A 21,977-nucleotide genomic window follows, 5' to 3' on the forward strand; every position below is an offset into this window, starting at 1 on the left:
CGCGTGAAACAACAGATACAACTTCGTCGGCGTGAAGCCGACGAGACCGCCGAGCTACCTGCCGACTTGCCGCCATTGCTGCGCCGTTTATACGCCAGCCGTGGCGTGCGCAGCGCGCAGGAGCTTGAGCGTAGTGTGAAAGGCATGCTGCCGTGGCAGCATTTGAACGGTGTCGAAAAAGCGGTTGAAATCCTCTATAACGCTTTTCGCGAAGGAACCCGAATCATCGTGGTCGGCGATTTTGACGCCGATGGCGCGACCAGCACCGCGCTCAGCATTCTGGCGATGCGCGCGTTGGGCTGCAGTAACGTGGACTACCTGGTGCCTAATCGTTTTGAAGACGGTTATGGCTTAAGCCCGGAAGTCGTTGATCAGGCCCATGCCCGGGGCGCTCAGCTGATTGTCACCGTCGACAACGGCATCTCGTCCCACGCGGGTGTTGAACATGCCAGAACGCTGGGGATCCCGGTCGTTGTGACCGATCACCATCTGCCAGGGGACACGCTGCCGGGCGCTGAAGCGATCATCAATCCTAACCTGCACGATTGTGAATTCCCGTCTAAATCGCTGGCTGGCGTTGGCGTGGCCTTCTATCTGATGCTGGCGCTGCGCACCTTCCTGCGTGACAAAGGCTGGTTTGATGAACGAGGAATTGCGCCGCCGAACCTGGCGGATTTGCTCGATCTGGTTGCGCTTGGCACGGTGGCTGACGTGGTCCCGCTGGATGCCAATAACCGCATTCTGACGTGGCAAGGCTTAAGCCGTATTCGTGCCGGAAAGTGCCGCCCTGGTATAAAAGCGCTGCTGGAGATTTCCAATCGCGACCCACTCAAATTGGCTGCCAGTGATTTAGGTTTTGCCCTCGGGCCACGGCTGAATGCAGCGGGGCGTCTGGACGATATGTCCGTTGGCGTGGCGCTGTTGCTGTGCGACAACATTGGTGAAGCACGCATGCTGGCCAATGAGCTGGACGCACTCAACCAGACGCGCAAAGAGATCGAGCAGGGTATGCAGGCGGAAGCGCTGACTCTGTGTGAAAAGCTGGAGCGCAGTAGCGATACGCTACCGGGCGGTCTGGCGATGTACCATCCCGAGTGGCATCAGGGGGTGGTGGGGATTCTGGCATCGCGTATTAAAGAGCGCTTTCACCGTCCGGTAATTGCGTTTGCTCCGGCCGGTGACGGTACGCTGAAAGGCTCCGGGCGCTCGATTCAGGGGCTACACATGCGCGATGCGCTGGAGCGCCTGGACACTCTTCATCCAGGTATGATCCTCAAGTTTGGCGGTCACGCTATGGCGGCGGGTTTGTCGCTGGAAGAGGCGCAGTTTGAGCGTTTCCAGCAGCGTTTCGGCGAACTGGTAACCGAGTGGCTGGACCCCGCCTTACTGCAGGGCGAAGTGGTGTCTGACGGTGCTCTGAGCGCGGCGGAGATGACCATGGAGGTCGCGCAAATGCTGCGTGATGCCGGACCGTGGGGACAAATGTTCCCGGAACCACTGTTTGACGGGCATTTCCGTCTGCTCCAGCAGCGTCTGGTCGGTGAGCGTCATCTGAAGGTGATGGTGGAGCCCGTCGGTGGTGGACCGTTGCTGGACGGTATTGCGTTTAACGTTGATACCACCTGCTGGCCGGATAACGGTGTTCGCGAAGTTCAGCTTGCCTACAAACTGGATATTAATGAGTTTCGCGGCAACCGCAGCCTGCAGATTATAATCGATAATATCTGGCCACTTTAGCGTCACTTTACACAAAATCATTCAAGCTGCATCGAGGCGGCAAGTGGATGAGTCTCCATAAGCGTACGAGCAGTACGTGACTGGGGCGAAATCGCGCAGCCAACAAAGAGGCAGCTTGAAGGATGATGTGTATATTCGCTATAAAAAAGGGTGTGGATTAGTTACAATCCCGCTCTTATAACCGCATTTTGACTAGTCCAATAAAAGAAATCAGACAATGTTTGAAATTAATCCGGTAAATAACCGCATTCAGGACCTCACGGAGCGCTCTAACGTTCTTAGGGGGTATCTTTGACTATGATGCCAAGAAAGAGCGTCTGGAAGAAGTAAACGCCGAGCTGGAACAGCCGGACGTATGGAACGAACCCGAACGCGCGCAGGCGCTGGGTAAAGAGCGTTCCTCCCTTGAGGCCATCGTTGATACGCTTGATCAGATGAGCCAGGGCCTGGAAGATGTCTCCGGCCTGCTGGAACTGGCTGTAGAAGCCGACGACGAAGAAACCTTTAACGAAGCCGTAGCAGAACTTGATACGCTGGAAGATAAGCTGGCCCAGCTGGAATTCCGTCGTATGTTCTCCGGTGAATATGATAGCGCAGATTGCTATCTCGATATTCAGGCTGGCTCAGGCGGTACGGAAGCACAGGACTGGGCAAGCATGCTGATGCGTATGTACCTGCGTTGGGCTGAAGCGCGCGGCTTTAAGACTGAAATTATTGAAGAATCTGAAGGTGAAGTGGCGGGTATTAAATCCGTGACCATCAGAATTGCTGGCGAATATGCTTACGGTTGGCTGCGTACCGAAACCGGTGTACACCGCCTGGTGCGTAAAAGCCCGTTCGACTCCGGCGGTCGTCGCCATACGTCGTTCAGTTCAGCGTTTGTCTACCCGGAAGTTGACGATGATATTGATATCGATATCAACCCGGCGGACCTGCGTATTGACGTTTATCGCGCTTCTGGTGCGGGCGGTCAGCACGTTAACCGTACCGAATCTGCGGTGCGTATCACCCACATCCCGACCGGGATTGTGACGCAGTGTCAGAACGACCGTTCCCAGCACAAGAACAAAGACCAGGCCATGAAGCAGATGAAAGCGAAGCTTTATGAACTGGAAATGCAGAAGAAGAATGCCGAGAAACAGGCGATGGAAGATACTAAATCAGATATCGGCTGGGGTAGCCAGATTCGTTCTTATGTCCTTGATGACTCCCGCATTAAAGATCTGCGTACCGGGGTTGAAACCCGCAACACGCAGGCGGTGCTGGATGGCAGCCTGGATCAATTTATCGAAGCAAGTTTGAAAGCAGGGTTATGAGGAACCAACATGTCTGAACAACACGTACAGGGCGCTGACGCGGTAGCCGACCTTAACAATGAACTGAAAACGCGCCGTGAGAAGCTGGCGAGCCTGCGCGAGCAGGGGATCCCCTTCCCGAACGATTTCCGTCGCGATCATACCTCAGACCAACTGCATGCTGACTTCGACGCAAAAGAAAACGAAGAGCTGGAAGCGCTGAACATTGAGGTTTCCGTTGCTGGCCGTATGATGACCCGCCGTATTATGGGTAAAGCATCATTCGTTACGCTGCAGGATGTTGGCGGCCGCATTCAGCTGTACGTTGCTCGCGACGATCTGCCGGAAGGCGTCTACAACGAGCAGTTCAAAAAATGGGATCTGGGCGATATCCTCGGCGCGAAAGGTAAGTTGTTCAAGACCAAGACCGGTGAGCTGTCCATCCACTGTACCGAGCTACGTCTGCTGACGAAAGCGTTGCGCCCATTGCCGGATAAATTCCACGGTCTGCAGGATCAGGAAGCGCGCTATCGTCAACGCTACCTGGACCTCATTTCTAACGATGAATCCCGCAATACCTTTAAAGTGCGTTCACAGATTATGGCTGGTATCCGCCAGTTCATGGTTGGTCGTGGCTTTATGGAAGTAGAAACCCCGATGATGCAGGTGATCCCTGGCGGGGCGGCAGCGCGTCCGTTTATCACCCATCATAACGCGCTGGATCTGGACATGTACCTGCGTATCGCGCCGGAACTGTACCTCAAGCGCCTGGTGGTTGGCGGCTTCGAACGCGTATTCGAAATTAACCGTAACTTCCGTAACGAAGGCATCTCTGTTCGCCATAATCCAGAGTTCACCATGATGGAACTCTACATGGCTTATGCGGACTACAAAGATCTGATCGAACTGACCGAATCGCTGTTCCGTACGCTGGCGCAGAACGTTCTGGGAACGACTGAAGTGCCTTACGGCGAAGAAGTCTTTGACTTTGGTAAGCCGTTCGAAAAACTGACGATGCGCGAAGCGATTCAGAAATACCGTCCGGAAACCAACATGGCCGATCTGGATAACTTCGATTCTGCAAAAGCGATTGCGGAATCTATCGGCATCAAAGTTGAGAAGAGCTGGGGTCTGGGTCGTATCGTGACCGAGATCTTTGAAGAAGTTGCAGAAGCGCACCTGATTCAACCGACCTTCATTACCGAGTACCCGGCAGAAGTTTCTCCGCTGGCGCGTCGTAATGATGAAAATCCGGAAATCACCGATCGCTTCGAATTCTTCATTGGCGGACGTGAAATCGGTAACGGCTTCAGCGAGCTGAACGATGCAGAAGATCAGGCGCAGCGTTTCCAGGATCAGGTTAACGCCAAAGATGCAGGTGACGACGAAGCGATGTTCTACGACGAAGACTATGTTACCGCTCTGGAGCACGGTCTGCCGCCGACTGCGGGCCTGGGCATTGGTATCGACCGTATGGTTATGCTGTTCACAAACAGCCATACTATCCGCGACGTAATCCTGTTCCCGGCAATGCGCCCGGTTAAGTAAGATGTGAAATGCCGGATGGCGGCTGATGCCTTATCAGGCCTACGATGCGTTATGTAGGCCTGATGGGCGTAGCCCCGTCAGGCAATCAATTCCCGTTGGCAAACTTGCGCAGTAACTCTCGTGCCTTAACGTCTGAAACCTGCATTACCATCCACGGGCTAAAAGCCCACGGCGTCGCGTCAATCCCGCTCAATACATCCTCAAGATTGCTCCACTGGGAATCCATCACTTCATCTGGGTTTAGCTGTAGCTCACTGACGATATGTGCGGCATAAACCGGGCATACTTCGTTTTCCACTATTCCACTCGGATCCGTGGCGCAATAACGAAAATCAGCATACACGGGGCTGAGCGAGTCGATGTCTGCACCCAGCTCGAAGCTAGCCCGGCGGATAATAGCGGCTTCGGTGCTTTCACCCAACTGCGGGTGACCGCAGACAGAGTTGGTCCAGACGCCTGGCCAGGCTTTTTTGTGCAGCGAACGGCGGGTGACCAGCAGTTGACCCTGCTCGTTAAATATCCAGCATGAGAAAGCAGAGTGCAGGGGGGTTGTGGCGGTATGCGCCGCATACTTTTCCAGTGTTCCACAGGGCTGGCCCTGCTCATTCAATAAAATGACATGTTCCTGTCGCATAGCGTCCACCATCAATCTTAAGCATTCACATTATATGCTCTATTAAGTCAGAATGATTAACAGAGGGTGTGAAATGCCAGAGTCGACGCTTCGTTGCGCGATATGATTTGGCATCCGGTTTCTGGCTGCTATGATAAAGCGTCTGAAAATGTTGCGAGGTATTGTTTTGAGTGCAGGACGCCTGAAGAAAAATGGCCTGAGTATCGCGATGCTGCTGTGTGTCGGTCTGCTGTTAGCAGGCTGTTCCGGGAGCAGGTCGTCTGATACAGGAAGTTATTCCGGCTCCGTGTATACCGTGAAGCGGGGAGATACGCTATACCGTATTTCGCGCGCCACCGGGACCAGCGTAAAAGAGCTTGCACGCCTGAATAATATTTCACCGCCCTATACCATTGAAGTGGGGCAAAAGCTGAAGGTCAGCGGCGGCGCGAAAACCAGTTCAGGCTCTGGCAAAACAACGACGAAATCCTCAACCAAAACGGCGGCGGTCAGACCATCTTCGTCCGTACCGCAGTCCTCCTGGCCACCGGTCGGACAGCGTTGCTGGCAGTGGCCTGCCAGCGGTAAAGTGATTCTGCCTTATTCAACCGCGGACGGCGGCAATAAAGGCATTGATATCTCAGCTGCGCGCGGTACGCCGATTTATGCCGCCGGAGCCGGGAAGGTGGTTTATGTCGGTAATCAGCTACGGGGCTACGGTAATCTCATTATGATTAAGCACAGTGAGGACTACATCACTGCGTATGCGCATAATGACACGATGTTGGTGAACAACGGTCAAAACGTGAAAGCCGGGCAGAAGATCGCGACGATGGGCAGCTCGGATGCGACCACGGTGCGGCTGCATTTCCAGATCCGCTATCGGGCGACGGCTATCGATCCGCTGCGTTATTTGCCACCGCAGGGCAGTAAGCCAAAATGCTGACGGTGAATTAATCGCCAGTCAGTCAGTTAGTCCCTTGCCAAGAAGAGCGTAAGGTTTATAATCCCTTACGCACTCCAATGCGGGCGTAGTTCAATGGTAGAACGAGAGCTTCCCAAGCTCTATACGAGGGTTCGATTCCCTTCGCCCGCTCCACGACTTACTTCTCACAGACTCTCCTGATTCAATTATCCTTCGTAATCTCAATGTGTTTCTTTGTTTAACGGCCAGACAGACTCAATGCACGACTATGCAGGCTAAACCGATGGTGGGAGACGATAGGCGGGATTTTAATACCCCTTTCGGGAGATACCTCATATGAAACTAACTATCCACAGGGGCCAAAGAGAAATCTTTGACGCTCTCGGATAGTAGAGCCTTGTATATGCTGGTTAATCCTTTCAATTCGCGATACTGGTGTCTTAAATATCGCATTTCCCCCCGTGGTACAAAAAATCAACTATCAATCAATTGAATTTATTTAAGAAATTTTAAGAAGTATATTTGATTGTCTGTCTGAAAATATATCAACGTTAATACAGGTCACGTAGTTAATTGTTAGATTATAATTCCAAAGTTATCTTTATTTAACACGATATAAGATTGGTCATTCTTCATAAATAAGTAATGTAGTTTTTTTGTAGGTCAATTTTCTCTAATCGGCAGTAACAGGTTTTAAATGGTTTAGACTTGGTATGATTTTACCTGGATAAACATGGTGACATCTATTTTGTTAAAAACATCTTCAGGAGTTTAATTACTGCTGATAATTTCTTAAGGTGACTAGTTTTGTTCTCATTATCCGGTCACGAAATTATGTAGATACACAAAAATATACGAGTCAGTTTAGTACTTTGTACCATTTTGAATGCTTGCTATGCCGGGGGGCTCGTTAGCCTTGTGTATATTATGTCATTGTTGTTGAAAAATATAGCAAATATAGTTAGATAGACTTCAGTTGTACTGATTAAAATCTCACACGGTATAGCTAAGAATTTAAAGGTAGAGACATGGGTGACAATTCAGTCAGGCTACCTTTAACCCCAGTATGTATGCTGGTAATTTGTAAGAAAATGTTTCCTTGTGTTTTGAGAATTTTCTCATTTTGAATAAAAGATGAAAGTGCGGTTTCACAGGTAGTGCTAATAATACAACCAATAATCGTATTAAAATGCCGATATCCATTAGTAATTCAAATCTAAGAATGAGTGATTGATAGCTTTTAGCTATGAATGGCGAGGGGTTGATATCACATCCTTGTTGTGTAAAAGTTCATCTCATGTATTTAGCAATATTAATAAAATCAATTACTCGATTGTTAGGTATTTTTTAGAGGGTCGGTGTGCTTAAAAGTAGACACTTACCTTTCCATGGATGAAATAGAGTTTTTTGAGGTTATGGAGGCTTCATGAAGTATCAACATTTCTGGCCACCTAATGATATTTACTTTGGGGGTGGTGCCGCTAGTGTTATTGATGAAATGTCACTGATTACAAACGAAAGAAATTATTTATTCGTGAATCTTAATCAATATAGCTTACGTAGCACCTTGGTTTTTTTCTCACGGAATAAAAATATCAATAAAATCATAATCATCATTTCCAGCTCACGGTTGATGCCTTTGGCTCTTTTTTGGTTGGATAATATCAAAAATGTTATTGCTGTTTTCGATACCTCAACATCTGTGTCGGAGATGATTAAGAAAATAAGCCTATATCGACGAAATGGTGACAAGATAACGGCAGGGCGAAGGGAATGTAACTTTAAGATTAGCAACAAAGATATCATGAAGATGAAGTACTTCTTAACCGAAAGCGGTATGGAGGAGCTTCAGGATAGATTTATGAACTCGCCGTCAACATTGTATCGTTGGAGAAAAGAGATCGCCCTTAAATTCGGCGTGCGAGACCCTCGATATCTTCTATTGCCAGAATAAAATGCTATGCGTTTTCTCATTAAGAATTACAATTAAAGATCCGATCTTTAATTGTTGTTTTAGAACGGATACTGCATACGACCTCCATTTAACTAAAATTAGGAAATATAAAATTTCTAGCCTTGCTTAGACTAGAAACTGTCGTGATTTCGATAAGAATAGATACGCTGGCTAAGAACGTCAGGGGCGGTAGCGTTCCAGAAAACATCTGGGATTTATTTAAAGTTAATAATTATTAAATAAGGGACTTATCAGTAATGATCAGCAAAGATGATGTAAAAATTGCCATTATTGGACTCGGGTATGTTGGCTTACCATTGGCTGCTGAATTTGGGAAAATTCGTCAGGTGGTTGGTTTTGATGTTAATCATAAACGTATACTCGAGCTAAAAGAAGGGATCGATGTCAATCTCGAAACCACAGAAGAAGAGCTACGTGATGCTCGCCATCTGACGTTTACCTCATCAATTGATGAAATCAGAGAATGCAATTTTTACATCATTACCGTCCCGACGCCGATCAACGATTATAAGCAACCAGATCTCACCCCTTTGATTATGGCAAGTGAAACTGTTGGCAAAGTACTGAGGCCGGGGGATATCGTGGTGTATGAATCTACGGTATATCCAGGGTGTACTGAAGAAGAATGCGTGCCGATCCTTGAGCGTATGTCAGCGATGACATTTAACAAAGACTTCTTTGTCGGATATAGCCCAGAGCGCATCAATCCCGGCGATAAAAAATATCGTCTGACAACTATCAAGAAAATCACCTCTGGTTCAACTGCAGAAACGGCCTGTCTGGTTGATGAGATCTATCGACAGATCATCACGGCAGGAACGTACAAAACGGAAAGCATTAAGATCGCGGAAGCGGCAAAGGTGATTGAAAATACCCAACGCGATCTCAATATCGCGCTGGTAAATGAATTGGCGATTATCTTTAACCGATTAGAGATTGACACTGAAGCCGTACTGCGAGCAGCGGGAAGTAAATGGAACTTCCTGCCATTCCGTCCGGGACTGGTTGGTGGTCACTGCATTGGCGTCGATCCCTATTATCTGACTCATAAATCTCAGGGCATCGGTTACTATCCGGAAATTATCCTCGCGGGTCGTCGACTGAACGATAATATGGGTAACTATGTTTCGGGACAGTTGATCAAAGCCATGATCAAAAAAGGGATTAATGTTGAGGGTTCTAACGTTCTGATTCTGGGGTTCACCTTTAAAGAAAACTGCCCGGATATCAGGAATACCCGCATTATCGATGTTGTAAAAGAGTTGGGCAATTACAGCTGTAATGTTGATATTTTTGACCCTTGGGTGGATGCTGAGGAAGTCGAAGAGGAATACGGGATTATACCTGTATCGGAAATCAAGGCGGCTTCTTATGATGCCATTATTGTTGCCGTTGGCCATGAGCAGTTTAAGAAGATGGGGAGTACTGATATTCGTGGCTTTGGAAAAGATAAACATGTGCTTTATGATTTGAAATATATCCTTTCGCCTGAGCAGTCAGATGTGAGGTTATAATCATGACAGCCTATGATGAATTAAAAATACAACTCGTTCTTGAACCAAAACGTTGGCTTATTACTGGCGTAGCAGGTTTTATCGGCTCTGGATTATTAGAAGAACTACTCTATTTAAATCAAACAGTAATTGGGTTGGATAACTTTTCAACTGGCTATCAACATAATTTAGAGGATGTGCGTGCCGCTGTCAGTGAAGAACAATGGTCGCGGTTTACCTTTGTTCATGGGGATATCCGGTCGTTTGCCGATTGTCAGGCTGTTTGTGAGAATGTCGATTACGTTTTACATCAGGCCGCTCTGGGAAGCGTACCTCGTTCCTTGCAGGATCCTATCACGACAAATAGCGCTAACATTGATGGTTTTTTAAATATGTTGACGGCGGCGAGAGATGCACATGTATCTGGTTTCACCTATGCCGCAAGCAGTAGTACTTATGGTGACCATCCCGATTTACCTAAAATTGAGGAACGGATCGGCCGGCCATTAAGCCCGTATGCGGTTACAAAATACGTCAATGAATTGTACGCCGAGGTGTTTGCTCGCAGCTATGATTTTAACGCTATTGGCCTGCGCTACTTTAATGTATTTGGCCGCCGCCAAAACCCTAACGGAGCATACTCTGCAGTCATTCCTCGCTGGATACTATCGCTTCTTAAAGATGAACCAATTTATATCAATGGCGATGGTTCAACAAGCCGCGATTTTTGCTATATAGAAAATGTGATTCAGGCAAATTTATTATCAGCAACGACTAATGATTTAGCCTCAAAAAATAAAGTCTATAATGTGGCTGTTGGAGACAGAACTTCGCTAAATGAGCTTTATTATCTCATCCGCGATGGGTTGAATTTATGGCGGGACGAACAAATTAGTGCTGAACCAATTTATAAAGATTTTCGTGACGGTGACGTTAAGCATAGTCAGGCAGATATTACCAGAATAAAAACATTTCTTTCATATGAGCCTGAGTTTGATATCAAAGAAGGACTTAAGCAGACTCTAAAATGGTATATCGATAAACAGACTGCTTTGTATTCCTGAGTATAACTACTCACTTTCTTTTCACGTGGATGAATTTAATGAAATCGTCAGAGATGTTTACGCTTACCGCCATTGGTAGTTGCCGTATCGCGAGTCCGGTAAAAAGAGCTCAGCCTTATTTTAATTTTAAGGCTAATTTTAAGAAAATATATGGGTTTACGCATACGAGCAGCGAGGCATTACAGCAGGTCCGTTTTATTTTGGGATTGATAGATATTCCTGAAAAGGTCCGGCCTTTTATTTTTAGAACTGCTGTAAATTATTCAAAAACCGACGTTCATAGTCGTTCTGATTTCTATATTGTTGAGATTTCAAGTCAGAAGAAGATTATGGCCTATGGGTTGTGCTTACAACAAAATTATATAACTCGTCATTTTTATGAGTTTTTTAGCCAAACAGAGCGGGCGCGTGTGTACTGGTCGCTGGCCACGCAAGGGAATCAACACAAACTCCTGGCCTATCTCAAAGACGATCCCTGTTTTGCCGGAATGTCGGAAGACGATCGTGCCTTATTAAGTAATATTAATGTTGAGCAGATGGATGAGCATGCTATCGAACAGGATATGATGGAAATCATTCAGCTTCTTGGTCGCGATCGCGTTATGTTTATGACCCATGTTGATGCTGTGACTCGTGCTGGAACCGTCATTCAGTCCCGCAGTCGGTTGATTAAAAATGTCGAGACCATCGCCGCCAGGATGGATATTCCCTGCGTTAACCCGACAAATTTGATGGAAAAGTGGGGGCAGAAACGAGCCCTGGAAAAAAATGGCGACGATCTTACTCATTATACCGACATGTTTGGTGATGCGATCGTTGCGGCTATTTTTAAGGGAGTGATCAACAATACTAAGCATCATCTTGATGAGAGGCGGCAAGAGAAACAAGACCAAATACGTGAGATTACATTATCGATCACTAAGCTGCTTGCCGATGGCGACATTATTGCTGCATCACAGCAACTTTTTGCCGCATTAAGAAATCAGCAGCAAGAGCCCGTTCTGATCCAACTTCGGTCCGTAATCTTCAGCCGTTTAGGTTATTATGAACAGGCTTATCAGGATATTAGTGATGTTGAGAAAATTATCGGTACGACGGACAGTACATTACGTTGTCGGCTGAGGTCTCTGCATGGATTAGCGCGTTGGCGGGAAGCCTTATCGACGGCCGAGATGATGCTTTCCAATGAAATTGAAGATGAAGAAGTCCTTACCGTTGCCGCCGGCTCAGCCGATGCTTTACAGCTGTTTGATAAGTCATATCAATACTGGAAAAGTGTACTGTTATTGAATCCTGAAACCCAAAGCGGATGGGTTAATTTCCTGAGCAGCACGCAATATTTCAATGATGGCAACGCATTCTCCGAAGCTTTCCATGCCGGCATTCAATCGCAGCGCCTAAATGATGCGTTTATGGAAACAGCGTTATCTTTGGCAATCAAATTCAGTGATGAATTGATTTTCAAGCATGCGCTTGAGCAGTTACTCCGCCATGAGTCAGAATTTGCGCTGACGGTATTGTCGACGATTCATGATACCGGTCTCGTCATCCACGCAGCTTTCTGCATCAAGAATATGAGCTATCATCAGGCGCTTAGCACCTCGTATAAAGATAAACTCCACGACGTTTTTGTGGCATGGAACAATACCGCGCTGTCGCTACATTCGGTTGATGATTTTGTCTCACTGAGTACTTCGCTGGTGTACACCTTCTCTGCATTTATGGTTTATCCCCATGCACGTATTTCTCGCTTTAATAATGAAGTTAAAACGGCATGGCGCGAGAAATTAAGAGAAATGTATGAGCGTGAGGATTATGAAAATATCCTGGTAGGGGCGAAAATTGTGTGGCCACTTCTGGAGTTCGATCCTGTTAGCACCGTATATTGTGCAAGAACGCTGGTGAATCTTGGTGCCTGGAAGGATGCGTGCACGTTGGCCCACATGACCTTGATTCGTAACTCGAACATTACCAGCTTGCAGTCGATTATGTTACGCAGCATACGTCATATTAACGACATTCCGTTCCTCATTGATTTGATTGCTAACGTCATGAGCATTTCTCCATCATTCCAGAATGCCTCGATGAACGAGCTGTTTGAGAAAGAGTGTCGCAATGTTGCAACCAGAGCCCTTAAATATGTACGCCAGAAGAAAACTGAAGGGCGTCTGGATGAAGCATTGTCTGTATTGATTAGCCTGAAACGAATTGATCCTGATGTTTCTCGCCTGATGCGTGAATATAAGCAAATTATCAGATTATTTAATGAGTCACTGAAGGATGGCGGCAGCGCTATCGCATCTTATGAACATCTGGATTACGCGAAAAAATTACTCGTTTTTGATAGCGAAAATGCCTATGCCTTGAAATATGCCGCATTAAATGCAATGCATTTACGCGACTACACCCAGGCTTTGCAGTATTGGCAGCGACTGGAGAAAGTGAATGGGCCAACGGATCCGGTGACAAGGCAGATCTCGACCTGCATAACCGCATTACAAAAAAATACATCAGGGAAGTCGTAATGATTACGGAGGAAGAAAAGTTAGCTGCGCTAGGGAAAACGCTTTTAACATTGAAACAAGAGAGGAAGCTTGCGCAAGCTATTGCGTTAATTGACAGTGAATTACCGGCTGAGGCTTTAACTTCATTAGCGATGCTAAAAAAAGCAGAATTTCTTCATGATTTCAATGAAACGGCGCGTGCATACGCGCTCTACGAAACGCTGATTGCACAAAACAATGATGAAGCACGTTATGAGTATGCGCGGCGTTTATATAATACGGGGCTAGCCAAAGATGCGCAGCTAATTCTTAAAAAGGTTAGCACCGGTGTGCAGAAAAAATATAACAATTATTTAGGCAAAATAAATAAGATCTGCGATTTGCTTGAACGCCTTGAAGGGGAAGCGATCCCTGTGGGGACCAACACCCGTATTATTGCAATGAAGCATGCCATCTTGTTCTATCGAAATCGTCAGCCGCGGCAGCTTCCCGTCGGATCTTTTGGTCGCCTTGCGCTCTGTACAGGCTCGCTAGGTAGCGGCGGTGCAGAGCGTCAGATTTCCAGGCTGGCTATTGAGATCGCCAGAAAATATCGGCAACAGGGGAAAATTGGCGGCCTGAAAGTAGAAGAGCCGGTAGAGCTCATTATTCGCTCCCTGGCACCGGAACTCAGGCAAGACTTTTTCCTGAAAGAAGTGCTGGAAGAACAGGTCGAGGTGCTTGAAATCGCGAAGATTACCGGAAACTTCTTTGACGATGCGACAATAGAATCTCCGGAGTTGCGCTTATTGCTCTCTCATCTGCCGCCGGTGTGTAACTACGGTATCAAGCATCTGGTCCCCCACTTATGCGAGCGCAAGCTGGATTATCTCTCCGTTTGGCAGGATGGCGCTTGTCTGATGATTGCGCTTGCAGCGCTGATTGCTGGCGTGCCCAGAATTCAACTGGGATTACGTGGCTTACCACCGGTGGTGAGAAAGCGTCTGTTCAAGCCGGAATATGAGCCTCTTTACCAGGCGCTGGCGGTCGTGCCTGGCGTTGATTTTATGAGTAACAACCATTGTGTGACCCGCCATTATGCCGACTGGCTAAAGTTGGAGGCGAAGCACTTCCAGGTTGTATATAACGGCGTCTTACCGCCATCTACCGAACCTTCTTCTGAGGTGCCACATAAAATCTGGCAGCAGTTTACGCAAAAAACCCAGGATGCGGACACGACTATTGGTGGCGTTTTCCGCTTTGTAGGCGATAAGAACCCTTTTGCATGGATTGATTTTGCAGCACGCTATTTACAGCACCACCCCGCCACACGCTTTGTGCTGGTAGGCGATGGTGATTTGCGCGCTGAAGCGCAGAAACGCGCCGAACAGTTGGGGATTCTGGAGAGAATACTATTCGTTGGCGTCTCGCGTGACGTGGGGTATTGGCTGCAAAAAATGGACGTATTCATTTTGTTTTCGCGTTATGAAGGGCTACCCAATGTGCTCATTGAAGCACAAATGGTCGGGGTGCCGGTGATTTCAACCCCTGCAGGTGGATCGGCAGAATGCTTTATTGAGGGTGTTTCGGGTTTCATTCTTGATGATGCGCAGACGGTCAATCTTGACCAGGCTTGCCGCTATGCAGAACAGTTGGTCAATTTATGGCGCAGCAGAACCGGTATTTGCCAACAGACGCAGTCATTTTTACAAGAACGCTTCACCGTTGAACATATGGTGGGAACGTTTGTACAAACCATTGCCTCTCAGCCTCGTTAATTAATGGGCAGCATTTTTTCAGCTATTTCATTTATAAAATAAGTTATGAAAAAAATTATTATATTGTTAACGACGTTTTTTCTGCTTTCGGGATGCACTATTCCCAGGGCGGTATTTAAATCCAGCCTGATTAATCAGGACGATCCTCATTATCATCTGGTTGAAGTCACACCGACATTAAAACTGAGTGATGCCGATACTGTGCCGAAAACTATTGTCGATCCGGTCTTTGCCGAAAATAACTGGCACTGGACATCTTTGGCTAAAGGCGATGTGCTGCATATCACTATTTTATCCTCGGGCGGGGCGGGGTACTTATCCAATAACGCAAGCGGCGACCGGGCGGATTTTGAAAATATTCTTGTGACTGACGGTAATATCGTTCAGGTGCCTTATGCCGGGATAATCCCGGTTACCGGGCTGGATGTGACACAACTGGCTGAAGAGATCAGAAAGCGACTTTCGCGCGTTGTCCTGAATCCTCAGGTGCTGGTGACGCTTACCGCCCGCACTGGAGCCATGGTGACGGTCGAGGGCAGCGGGAAAACGGGTCGCTACCCTCTCGAACAGAGTATGAATCGTCTTAGTCATTTTTTGGCAACGGCGGCGGCAGTAGAAAATACCAGCGCAGACATGATGGAAGTTCACGTGACGCGCCAGCAGCATTATTTCAATGCGCGACTGTCAGATATTTATCAGTATCCCGGGTTGGATATTGTCTTACAGCCGGATGACCGTATCACTCTGCGTCAAGTGACCGAGTATGTTAATGTGCTCGGCGCGGCGGGTGTTCAGGGGAAACATGCTCTGGTTCAGCGTCATTCCAGCGTAGTGGATGCTTTGGCGCTGGCGAAAGGATTAAACGACAATCTTGCCGATCCGCAGGCGGTTTTTCTGTACAAGCATGACGAAGCGGAACAGGCGAAACAGCAGATGCGTAAGCTGAATATCTATCATGTCGATATGAGCCAACCTGACTCGGTGTTTTTAGCACAGGCCATGCGGGTGGAAGACGGCGATGTTATCTATATCTCGAACGCCTCTTTGACTGATTTCGCTAAGGTGAAAGCCGCATTCGATAGCTTTTTGATCCGCGGCTCTAATTCTTTCTAACGTCGCCATATGAATATTTTGAAAAATAATACTTATTATTTTATGAAACTCATTACCGTCTGTGAGTTAATCATTTTGTTAATGTCACGCGATATCAAAACACGCTATAACGGTAATTTGCTAAACTATATGATGGTGCTGGCCGTACCACTGGTATGGATAACCATTACCGTTATTTCTTTTCAATATTTAAATCGCACCGTGCCAATATTCACTGACGATATCAGCTTTGTTATTGCAGGTATATTACCGTATCTGTTATTTCGTTATACCATTACAGCAACCATGCGCACCCGTTCATTCTCCACATCGTTGGCGGTTGTCTCGCAGGTTAAGAAAAGACATGTGATTTTTGCTCTTGCCGCAGTCGAATTTGTTAATGCGGTTATCATTTATATTATTGTTTCATTAATTAACTTTCTTATCTTCTCCCGCTGGGAAGCCCAGAAACCGATCCTGATTTTTGAAGGGATGGTTATCGCATGGCTTCTGGGGTTATCGTTTGGTTACTTTTGTGACGCACTGTCTGAACGGTTTCCGCTGGTCTACAAAGCCGTTCCTGTGGTGCTAAGACCGATGTTTTTGATTTCAGCTGTCTTTTATACGGCGAATGAATTGCCCTATTCATTATTGAGCATATTCAGCTGGAACCCTCTACTTCATGCTAATGAGATAGTCAGAGAAGGAATGTTTGAGGGATATAACTCCTTGTACCTTGAACCTCTTTACCCTCTGGCATTTTCCGCAACGTTATTCCTCGCGGGCATCATTTTTCACCTGATTTGTGACACTGAAAATCACTGACTTTGGCTTCAGGAGAGACGCGTTCGTGTTCGGTTTATTAGGTTGTACACGCTATTTTGAGTCTGATAAGGGCCCGCGGGTGGTCCTTGATAAAACAGATTTTGTCATGGATTACCATGAGCATATCGGTATTCTGGCGGCCCCTGGTTCAGGCAAAACGACGCTAACCCGATTGCTGTGCGGTATAGATGCTCCTGATGAAGGGGATTTTATTGGGCTACGGGGTGATGCGCTCCCACTGGGGGCAAATGCTTTTGTTCTGCCGGGGTTAACCGGCGAAGAGAATGCGCGCATGATGGCCAGTCTTTATGGCCTGGATGGCGATGAGTTTTCACATTTCTGCTATCAATTGACCCAGCTTGAACAGCGCTATACCGACAGGGTGAGTGAATATTCTGTCACGATGAAAGCGCATCTGGCATTTGCCATTAATTTACTGCTTCCCTGTCGCCTTTATATTGCCGATGACAAGCTGTACACCGGGGATAATACCTCACAGTTGCGTATGCAGGCGGCGCTAGCTTATGAGCTGCAACAGAAAGGGTTGATTGTGCTAACGCGCAACTCTCGGCTTATTAAAGAACACTGTCATGCGTTTGGCGTACTGCTGCATGGGAAAATTACGATGTGTGAAGATTTAGCACAGGCATCTGCGCTTTTTGAACAATATCAGTCAAATCAGGCGATGCTTCAAACTGATAATTATTCCTTTGATATATAAATAGAAAATATACGGATAGAGAGTGGAAAATTCAGAACGTATTAAAAAATGGAAAGAGGAAAGGGCGAAGGTAGCAGAAGAAAGCCGAGCCTTGCGACTGAAACAAAAAGAGGATGAACGCGCCCTTCGCCAGACAGAAAAAACGGCCGATGCGAAAAGTCAACATCGCCCAAACGCCGGTTGGTCCGCGACGGATGCTGATTCCGTCCGTAGAGCGTCATTGGTTATTAAAGAGCGACGTGTTCAGCAAGCCAAACAATCGCTACGTCGGCTCTTTCTTTATATTGCTTTGCCGCTGCTGGTTATTATGCTTATGTCGTGGCTATTAACTTCGCGTTTTTATAGCGCGGATGCCACCTTTATTGTGCAAACTGATGCCAGCCAGGATAATTTTTCTGGAACAGCTTTCTTTGGTGCAGGCAATGAGATGTCGGAGGGCTTTCAGGTTCGCGAGTTTATACTTTCGAAAGAAATGATGGAGCGGATGGAAAAAGATCTCGGTTTTTTATCTTATTTCGCGCAAGACGATATCGCATTATTTTCCCGCTACCATGCACCGCTGGGTATTAATGATGATCCTTATCGTTACTATTTATCGAAAGTCTCGGTTGCTGTCGATATTCAACAGGGCATGCTGCGTTTAAACGTCAAGGCGCGGAGTGCGAAACAGGCTGAGTTTTTTGCCCAGCGCATTCTGGCTTTTGCTGAACAGCACGTTAATACCGTTTCAGCGCGGATGCAGCAGGAACGAATTTTATGGCTGGAAAACGATGTTAAATCGGCCCAGGAAAATCTGGGGGCAGCTCGGCTTGAATTGCTAAAAATACAGCATATACAAAAAGATATTGAACCGCAGGAAACCGTGACCGCGATTTATCAATTAATTGCTGGCTTTGAAACGCAGTTGGCGGAGGCGAAAGCGGAATACGCGCAATTAATGGCTAATGGTTTGGATCAGAACCCCCTTATTCCTCGCCTGTCGGCCAAAATCAAGGTCCTGGAAAAGCAGATCGGCGAACAACGTAACCGCCTGTCAAATAAGTTAGGGTCGCAAGGCTCTTCAGAAAGCCTGTCCCTGTTTGAAGATCTTCGCCTGCAGAGTGAGATCGCCAAAACACGCTGGGAATCTGCCTTACAGACCTTACAGCAAGGGAAGCTTCAAGCGTTACGTGAGAGACGGTATTTGCTGATCATTTCTCAACCGATGGTGGTGTCTGACACCACTCGCTATGCCGATGGAACAAAGTGGTTACTGTTCTTCGTGTTGCTGGGCATCGCGTACCTGGTGACTTCTCTCCTGATAACTATCAGGCGGATGCGTGAATAAGGCGGAGTAAGGAAATACGATGAGCTTGCACTCTACATGTAAAAAAAAATCGCCAACCACCCTGCTCAAACAAGAGGATTGGGAGGGGCTATGTCACTATTTCGGGCAGCATCCCGAAAAAGTGCGAGATAGTGCTGGAAATGAGCAAAACATTATTCTCTTCGCTATCGCGTGTTTGCGTAAAGATGAAACAGATGCCGCGCTGACTTTGTTGTCCGACCGTGTGCTGACAGCAAAGAATAGCCGTGATTTATTGCGACGCTGGGTTATTTCGCCGCTGGCATCACATCATCGGGACGCTGTACTACAGGTGGTTAACAAACTGCTGGCGGTGAATGTGTGCCAGCCGGAGGATGTCCTGCTGGTCGCAAGCGTGCTGCTTAAGAGTAAACAATATGCGACTGTTGCTGACTTAGCCGAGCGGGCATGGCTCGCTTTTTCGGGCAATAGCAAAATTTTTGCCCTCCATCTGCGCAGCCTGACGCTGGTGGATAAAGAGTTACAGGCAATCTCGTTGGCCAGAACACAGGCGCAGGAAGTTCCCCCGCGGGGAGATATGATTGAGACCTGCCTCCGTTTCTTAAATAAAAGCCGCCTACCAGAAGATCATGACCTGGCCCGCGCATTGCTCCCTTTCTTCGCGTTAGAAAAGCAGGAGTCGGCGGGGCTGGCGGTTGATACGCTGTGCGCTGTCGGTAAATATCAGGAAGCCATTCAGACTGGGGAGTCCGCATTAGCCCGTGGGTTGGATGGTGCAGCGCTGCGTCGTAGCCTGGGGCTTGCCCACTATCAATCTGGCCGCAGCCGGGAAGCGAAGCTTCAGGCCGCTGAGCATTGGCGTCATGCCCTGCAATTTAACCCTGATAATTTACGGATCGTGACCCTGTATGCCGATGCCTTAATCAGAACGGGTCAGAATGAGAAAGCCATTCCGTTACTGCAGCAGTCGCTCGCGACTCATCCTGATCTTCCTTATGTCAGAGCCATGTATGCCCGAGCACTGCGCCAGGTTGGGCAATACGCTGCTGCCAGCGATGAGTTTGTACAACTGGCAAGGGAAAAAGGGGTGACCAGTAAATGGAACCGTTATGCCGCGGCGGCGTTGTTACAGGCGGGGAAAACAAGCGAAGCGGAAAGCGTCTTTGAGCACTATATTCAGGCCAGAGCAAGCCATCTGCCTCAGTCATTCGAAGAGGGGCTGCTGGCGCTTGATGGGCAAATATCTGCCGTTAATCTACCGCCTGAGCGCCTTGACTGGGCATGGGAAGTTGCCGGCAGACAGTCCGGTATCGAGCGCGATGAATGGGAACGCCGGGCGAAGTGGGGGTATCTTGCCGATAATTATCTCCTCGACTGGCTTGAATGCCGTGGAGAGCAGGCCGACGAACCGATGTATCGGTTGGCCGATATATCGCATGTCGAGCAGTTTTTCCAACGGCTGCAGCTCGATAAGCGTGGTTGCATTGTTGTATCGGCTCATATGGGCGCAATGTATGCCGGGCCGATGATCCTCTCCTTGCTGGAAATGAACAGCAAATGGGTGGCTTCCACGCCTGGCGTGCTCAAAGGGGGCTACGGTGAGCGGTTGATTTCGGTTAGTGACAAAAGCGAAGCGGACGTGGTCAGGGCCTGCATACAGACCTTACATAGTGGGCAGTCGCTTGTTGTGGCGATCGACGGCGCGCTGAATTTGAGCGCGCCGACTATCGACTTTTTCGGCCAGCAGATTACCTACTCCACCTTTTGCTCTCGACTTGCCTGGAAAATGCACTTACCCACCGTATTTGGTGTTCCGGTGTGGCGAGACGGGCGCATCCATTTTGTTTTGGAGAAAATGGTCGATCCGCAGAGGTTCGAAAGCCAGTCTTCTTTTATTGAGCGCTGGAAAGACAATTACCTGAAATGTGTAACCCAAATCCTGAATAGCGGGCCGGAAAATCTGAGACTGTCGGGGGGGATTTGGCGAAATATCACGCGCAGGGATGAATCATCTTCGGGCTGAAAAGACGTTTGCCCCGCGATACCTTTGGCGCACCAGGCGGGGCCGCCCGCTAAGTAAAACTGAGTTATTCGATTTAGAAAGCATCCGTTCATTAACGTTCGGGTGCTTTTTGCGTTCTAACGAGCTGAAAAATGGAGAATTATTTAATAACTACGTTATACCTGATTGTGGTTCTGTTTGTCTGAGGGTTACCAGAAGACAGTATCCTGAAGTCATCCCTTAGCGATGTTAAATAGCGGCATCGAAATCCGCTGGTAGCGTACTGTTACCTGTGCCCAGGCTGCGTTGCATTAATACCGTATCAAGCCAGAGCCCATGCTTGAATCCAATGTTCGTCAGCGTACCTATTTTCGTAAATCCGGCCTGCTGATGGACTTTCAGCGATCCCTGATTATTGCTGTCGCCGACGATAGCGATCAACTGCCGATAACCCTGCGTTTCAGCCCACTCAATTACATGGCGTAGCAACGCTTTTCCCACCCCCTGACGCTGTGCCGTCGGGTCAATATAAATCGAATCTTCGAGGGTATAGCGATAGGCATAACGCTCGCGGTAGCGGGTGAGATAGCAATACCCGATGACCTTATCTTCTTGCAATGCGACAACCCACGGCAGTCCCAGACTGCGGATTTTTTCCAGACGCCCCTGCATCTCGCGGGTATCCGGCGGGTCAGTTTCAAAGCTGCCGGTACCGTGAATAACATGATGGGCGTAGATATCGCGTATGGCGGGGATGTGTTTTTTTTCAGCGTTAACGATTTTCATTGACCAGCTCCCATTGGCATCTTTGTCCAAATTACCTCAAAGGCTGGAGGGAAGGTAAGTGCAAAAAATTATGCGTCTATACCCGTCATTCTTTAAGCTGCATGTGCGTTGGCTACGTTAGCTCGCCTCAGTCACATAGTTCGCGATGCTCCTAGGGATTTACTCACTTGCCGCCTTCATGTAACTCGAATTATTTAGGGTATATAAATTATTTTCAATGCAAATAAGCTTTCAAATTGTAAGGGTAAAGTGAGTGTGGTTGATACTGTCAATAATACGCAAGAGTGGTAAATACTTTAGCGAGTTGAGCAATGCACAATTCTTCGCGCACGTA

16 protein-coding genes and 1 tRNA gene are annotated in these 21,977 nt (G+C 47.7%); 15 read left to right on the forward strand and 2 right to left on the reverse strand.

From position 1 onward, the window contains the following. Positions 1-3: 3 nt before the first annotated feature. The 3 genes from recJ (at position 4) to lysS (ending at position 4,580) form a co-directional block, all read left to right on the forward strand. On the forward strand, positions 4-1,737 hold the full coding sequence (gene recJ, locus KQJ19_RS07120; RefSeq protein WP_216403484.1) for a single-stranded-DNA-specific exonuclease RecJ: 1,734 nt from the start codon (positions 4-6) through the stop codon (positions 1,735-1,737). A 217-nt stretch (positions 1,738-1,954) separates the two neighbouring features. Next, positions 1,955-3,053, forward strand: a protein-coding gene (gene prfB, locus KQJ19_RS07125; protein ID WP_100250065.1) for a peptide chain release factor 2 whose coding sequence is annotated in 2 segments (ribosomal slippage) — positions 1,955-2,029 and positions 2,031-3,053 — 1,098 coding nt in all. Because the reading frame shifts where the segments join, the coding sequence is not laid out codon by codon here. Positions 3,054-3,062: 9 nt separating this feature from the next. Next, positions 3,063-4,580, forward strand: coding sequence for a lysine--tRNA ligase (lysS, locus tag KQJ19_RS07130; RefSeq protein WP_005123357.1), 1,518 nt, complete (start codon positions 3,063-3,065; stop codon positions 4,578-4,580). An 85-nt stretch (positions 4,581-4,665) separates the two neighbouring features. On the opposite strand, the gene idi is transcribed toward lysS, so the two are convergent. Continuing rightward, entirely contained in the window at positions 4,666-5,214 is a 549-nt protein-coding gene (gene idi / locus KQJ19_RS07135; protein WP_049282175.1) for an isopentenyl-diphosphate Delta-isomerase, read from the reverse strand. Between the two features lie 166 nt (positions 5,215-5,380). Between idi and actS the strand changes: the two genes are divergently transcribed. From actS to vexE, 12 genes are all read left to right on the forward strand, one after another. Continuing rightward, on the forward strand, positions 5,381-6,139 hold the full coding sequence (gene actS / locus KQJ19_RS07140) for an amidase activator ActS (protein ID WP_216403485.1): 759 nt from the start codon (positions 5,381-5,383) through the stop codon (positions 6,137-6,139). Between the two features lie 79 nt (positions 6,140-6,218). Next, a tRNA-Gly gene (locus KQJ19_RS07145) sits at positions 6,219-6,292 on the forward strand. Positions 6,293-7,544: 1,252 nt separating this feature from the next. Continuing rightward, entirely contained in the window at positions 7,545-8,072 is a 528-nt protein-coding gene (locus KQJ19_RS07150; RefSeq protein ID WP_047499323.1) for a Vi polysaccharide biosynthesis protein TviA, read from the forward strand. A 257-nt stretch (positions 8,073-8,329) separates the two neighbouring features. Then, the gene (gene tviB / locus KQJ19_RS07155; RefSeq protein ID WP_016157409.1) at positions 8,330-9,607 is read left to right on the forward strand and encodes a Vi polysaccharide biosynthesis UDP-N-acetylglucosamine C-6 dehydrogenase TviB; all 1,278 of its coding nucleotides are present in this window, start codon (positions 8,330-8,332) and stop codon (positions 9,605-9,607) included. A 2-nt stretch (positions 9,608-9,609) separates the two neighbouring features. Next, positions 9,610-10,650 carry a Vi polysaccharide biosynthesis UDP-N-acetylglucosaminuronic acid C-4 epimerase TviC gene (gene tviC, locus KQJ19_RS07160; protein WP_047499325.1) on the forward strand — a complete coding sequence of 347 codons (1,041 nt, stop codon included), beginning with the start codon at positions 9,610-9,612 and terminating at the stop codon, positions 10,648-10,650. Between the two features lie 29 nt (positions 10,651-10,679). Further along, entirely contained in the window at positions 10,680-13,175 is a 2,496-nt protein-coding gene (gene tviD, locus KQJ19_RS07165; protein WP_216403486.1) for a Vi polysaccharide biosynthesis protein TviD, read from the forward strand. Then, complete coding sequence (gene tviE / locus KQJ19_RS07170) at positions 13,175-14,911, forward strand: Vi polysaccharide biosynthesis glycosyltransferase TviE (protein WP_216403489.1); 1,737 nt, start codon at positions 13,175-13,177, stop codon at positions 14,909-14,911. Before tviD ends, tviE begins: the two co-directional genes overlap by 1 nt. A gap of 45 nt (positions 14,912-14,956) precedes the next feature. Further along, complete coding sequence (gene vexA, locus KQJ19_RS07175; RefSeq protein ID WP_016154313.1) at positions 14,957-16,024, forward strand: Vi polysaccharide ABC transporter protein VexA; 1,068 nt, start codon at positions 14,957-14,959, stop codon at positions 16,022-16,024. Between the two features lie 9 nt (positions 16,025-16,033). Then, positions 16,034-16,828 carry a Vi polysaccharide ABC transporter inner membrane protein VexB gene (gene vexB / locus KQJ19_RS07180; protein WP_047499331.1) on the forward strand — a complete coding sequence of 265 codons (795 nt, stop codon included), beginning with the start codon at positions 16,034-16,036 and terminating at the stop codon, positions 16,826-16,828. A gap of 25 nt (positions 16,829-16,853) precedes the next feature. Beyond that, positions 16,854-17,549 carry a Vi polysaccharide ABC transporter ATP-binding protein VexC gene (vexC, locus tag KQJ19_RS07185; protein ID WP_216403487.1) on the forward strand — a complete coding sequence of 232 codons (696 nt, stop codon included), beginning with the start codon at positions 16,854-16,856 and terminating at the stop codon, positions 17,547-17,549. 22 nt (positions 17,550-17,571) lie between these two features. Continuing rightward, on the forward strand, positions 17,572-18,876 hold the full coding sequence (vexD, locus tag KQJ19_RS07190) for a Vi polysaccharide ABC transporter inner membrane protein VexD (RefSeq protein ID WP_216403488.1): 1,305 nt from the start codon (positions 17,572-17,574) through the stop codon (positions 18,874-18,876). Between the two features lie 19 nt (positions 18,877-18,895). Further along, the gene (gene vexE, locus KQJ19_RS07195; protein ID WP_103766704.1) at positions 18,896-20,878 is read left to right on the forward strand and encodes a Vi polysaccharide transport protein VexE; all 1,983 of its coding nucleotides are present in this window, start codon (positions 18,896-18,898) and stop codon (positions 20,876-20,878) included. A 228-nt stretch (positions 20,879-21,106) separates the two neighbouring features. Here vexE and KQJ19_RS07200 read toward each other — a convergent pair whose 3' ends face one another. Next, positions 21,107-21,643, reverse strand: coding sequence for a GNAT family N-acetyltransferase (locus tag KQJ19_RS07200; RefSeq protein WP_101700195.1), 537 nt, complete (start codon positions 21,641-21,643; stop codon positions 21,107-21,109). Between the last annotated feature and the right edge of the window lie 334 nt (positions 21,644-21,977).

The sequence above is a fragment of the Citrobacter sp. S46_ASV_140 genome (assembly GCF_018919545.1).
In the GTDB taxonomy this organism is placed as follows: Bacteria; Pseudomonadota; Gammaproteobacteria; order Enterobacterales; family Enterobacteriaceae; genus Citrobacter; species Citrobacter braakii.

Bases quoted from the DNA above. Each gene is read 5' to 3' on its own strand.
- lysS (WP_005123357.1), top strand. From the start codon at position 3,063: ATGTCTGAACAACACGTACAGGGCGCTGACGCGGTAGCCGACCTTAAC.
- idi (WP_049282175.1), bottom strand. From the start codon at position 5,214: ATGCGACAGGAACATGTCATTTTATTGAATGAGCAGGGCCAGCCCTGT.
- KQJ19_RS07150 (WP_047499323.1), top strand. From the start codon at position 7,545: ATGAAGTATCAACATTTCTGGCCACCTAATGATATTTACTTTGGGGGT.
- tviB (WP_016157409.1), top strand. From the start codon at position 8,330: ATGATCAGCAAAGATGATGTAAAAATTGCCATTATTGGACTCGGGTAT.
- tviC (WP_047499325.1), top strand. From the start codon at position 9,610: ATGACAGCCTATGATGAATTAAAAATACAACTCGTTCTTGAACCAAAA.
- tviD (WP_216403486.1), top strand. From the start codon at position 10,680: ATGAATTTAATGAAATCGTCAGAGATGTTTACGCTTACCGCCATTGGT.
- tviE (WP_216403489.1), top strand. From the start codon at position 13,175: ATGATTACGGAGGAAGAAAAGTTAGCTGCGCTAGGGAAAACGCTTTTA.
- vexA (WP_016154313.1), top strand. From the start codon at position 14,957: ATGAAAAAAATTATTATATTGTTAACGACGTTTTTTCTGCTTTCGGGA.
- vexB (WP_047499331.1), top strand. From the start codon at position 16,034: ATGAATATTTTGAAAAATAATACTTATTATTTTATGAAACTCATTACC.
- vexE (WP_103766704.1), top strand. From the start codon at position 18,896: ATGAGCTTGCACTCTACATGTAAAAAAAAATCGCCAACCACCCTGCTC.
- KQJ19_RS07200 (WP_101700195.1), bottom strand. From the start codon at position 21,643: ATGAAAATCGTTAACGCTGAAAAAAAACACATCCCCGCCATACGCGAT.